Annotated in this window: 2 protein-coding genes; one reads left to right on the top strand and one right to left on the bottom strand. The window is 44.0% G+C overall.

All coding sequences use genetic code 11. The features are described 5' to 3' along the window. Nucleotides 1-146: 146 nt before the first annotated feature. Nucleotides 147-1,610 carry an efflux RND transporter periplasmic adaptor subunit gene (locus OGM63_RS20235; RefSeq protein ID WP_263747454.1) on the bottom strand — a complete coding sequence of 488 codons (1,464 nt, stop codon included), beginning with the start codon at nucleotides 1,608-1,610 and terminating at the stop codon, nucleotides 147-149. A gap of 388 nt (nucleotides 1,611-1,998) precedes the next feature. On the opposite strand from OGM63_RS20235, the gene OGM63_RS20230 reads away from it, so the two are divergent. Next, complete coding sequence (locus OGM63_RS20230; RefSeq protein WP_263747453.1) at nucleotides 1,999-2,877, top strand: tetratricopeptide repeat protein; 879 nt, start codon at nucleotides 1,999-2,001, stop codon at nucleotides 2,875-2,877. Nucleotides 2,878-2,890: the final 13 nt, after the last annotated feature.

The raw sequence follows: 2,890 nt of genomic DNA, 5'->3' as shown, positions 1-2,890 counted from the left end.
GGGAGTGGGGAGTGGGGAGTGGGGAGTGGGGAGTGGGGAGTGGGGAGTGGGGAGTGGGGAGTGGGGAGTGGGGAAAAGAATAAAAAAACAATATTTTCTCCCCTTTACCCTTTTCCCAAAATTAAAAACCCTTTTCCCTTTCCCTTTTACCCTTTATTCTTCTTTTGTTCGATTTTGTATTCTTTTGGAGGGTCAATAAAGACGCGATCGCCTACTTTAACTCCCTCTAAAATCTGAGTTTGGTCTTTGATTTGCGAACCGATTGTGACTTCGCGAAACTGGGCTTTATTTTTCGCGTCTGGGATTAACACACCAGTTTGACCTTTTTCGGTAACAATCGCTACCGTTGGTAAGACTAAAGCATTTGACAAGCGATCGCCTAAGAACGTCAAATCGACATTTAAGCCAGAACGCAGTTGATCTGCACCCGTATCCAATGCCACCCGTATTTGAAAGGATGTTACACCTTGTTCTACCACTGCTTCTGGAGAAATTAAGCGTACACGTCCTTTAAAAACTTGATCTGGATAAGCATCAGCGACAATTTCCACACTTTGTCCCTGTTTAATTCTGCCGATATCAGCTTCTGGCACTTGCGCTAGCACTTCTAAACCTCGTGCAACAGCGACAATTGAACTAGAAGTTGCTGACGCACTACTTGAAGCCGAAGTTGTGGGAGTGACAAACGCGCCGATGTTAGCATACTTCTGGGTGACAATTCCTGCAAAAGGTGCGCGGATAATCGTATCTTCTAAATTAACTTGCTCCGCCTTCAATTGAGCTTGCGCTGATGCCATAGCTGCTTGACGCTGATTAATTATTTCCGGACGGGTGCCATTTTCCATCAACTGCAACTGCGCTTTTGCTTCTTCTACGACTGCTTTGCGTTGAGCCATTTCTTCGGAACGGCTACCAGCTTGTTGCAGCGATAATCGTTTTTGTGCTTCAAGCAAATTCGCGATCGCGCTTTTATCTTCGCTGATAAATTGATCTAATTCTTGTTTTTGAACTGCTCCCTGCTGATATAAATATTGGTAACGCTTGACTTTTTTGCTGCTATAATTAGCCTTTGCTTGAGCTGCATCTACCAAAGCTTGAGCTTGAGCAATTTCTTGAGGACGATTTCCTGCTTTTGCTTGGTCTAATTGCGCTTGGGCTTGTGATAAACGCGCTTTCGATTGGTCGATTTCTTGAGGACGACTACCGGCTTGTGCTTCGGCTAACTGAGCCTGAGATTGAGCTAAATTGGCGCTAAATTGCTGGATTCTCGCTTGAATATCGGCACTATCCATTCGGGCAAGAATTTTTCCGGTTTGGACGCGATCGCCTTGCTCAACGTACAATTGTTTTAAGATTCCCGGATTTTTCGGGCTAATATTCACGCTTTGAACTGGTACAACCTTACCACTAGTGGTAATCCGCAAAGTAACGTTTTTCGCTTCTACCGGCACAGTTAATTGCGTAATATCCTCTTTGCGTGTACCTTGATTTACAAAGGTGTATGTCGTCGTTGCGCCAACAACCACCACACCAGCTGCCATCAGCCCAATCAGCCAGCGGAATGGATTTTTTACTTTACCAAATACGGGGAGTTCTATTTGCGTAGTCATAAGAGCAGCCTGTAAAAAATGATGCGGGTTGATGGTTGATCGGCGCTTCAACAACTTGAGGAAGTTACCAAAAAGGGATTGAGGATTAGGTACTGGGAATAAAGAGGTGATTGAGAATTTCCTGATTTAGTCGATACAAATATTATTTACATTTACTTAAGTTTTTTCTCATAGTAACCTTATGTACTTACAAATCACTTCACCTGAACGGGTGACTTTAGTGATGAGTTATCAGCCTGGGGACTCTTGACTGGGAAGAAACAGATCCAGATGAATAATCTTTTCCTAATCCCTAATCCAAGCGGACAAAATTTTGCTGTCGCTCATAGCGAAAGATCGTTTAAGCTAGCTGAAAGAATCTTTAGATTTATGGTTAAGAGGCGTTAGTGTGCCCAAATTAGTTCGATTAATTTCGCTTTTAGTTGCCTGTGGTTTCTGGAGTTTATCTTATAAAGCTCATGCACAGGCATTGATTCCTCATACACTGCAACTTGATACAGCTAAATTAGAGCAGCAGGGGTTGAGTCTGGCACAAGAAGCCGCTCAACTAGCGCAGTTTCAACAGACGGAAATGGCTTTACCACGAGCAAAGTTGGCATCTCAACTTGCTCCTAAGAATGATAAAGTATGGTTTCTCTTAGGTGGCTTGTATTTGCAAAACAAGCAGTTCGATACGGCGATCGCTGCTTTAAATAAGGCACAATCTCTCAACCCGAAGAATGCTGACGTTCAGTTTGCTTTGGGTTCAGCTAATTTTCAGCAGGAAAAGTACCAAGCCGCAGTAGAGTATTATCAAGGGGGTTTGAAGTTGAAACCCAATGACTCAGAGGGATTGTTTGATTTAGGGAATGCCTACTATAAGCTGAGTAGATTGCCAGAAGCGATCGCCCAATACAATAAAGCAGTAGCCGCTGACAAAAAATTCTGGCCTGCGATTAACAACGTCGGGTTAATTAACTACGAACAAGGTAATATCCCCGGTGCAATCAAGCAATGGCAAACGGCTGTTGCCCTTGAAAAACAAGCCGCAGAACCTTTATTAGCATTAGCAGTGGCACTGTATACTAAAGGCGATCGCGCTTCTGGTTTGACAATGGGAGAAGCTGCACTGCGAATCGACGATCGCTATGGTAATTTGACTTTCCTTAAGGATAATCTCTGGGGCGATCGCCTTTTAGCTGATACGAAAAAATTCCTCGAATTACCTCGCATTCAAGCTGCCCTCCAGCCAAAGCAAACCCCCTCAGTCAATAGACAGCCGCAATAAGAGGAGGGGGGGA

Source organism: Plectonema radiosum NIES-515, from assembly GCF_025753815.1.
Taxonomy (GTDB): Bacteria; Cyanobacteriota; Cyanobacteriia; order Cyanobacteriales; family Nostocaceae; genus Hassallia; species Hassallia radiosum_A.
Note: the sequence above shows the minus strand (reverse complement) of the source record. Positions and strands in the feature narration are given on the sequence as shown.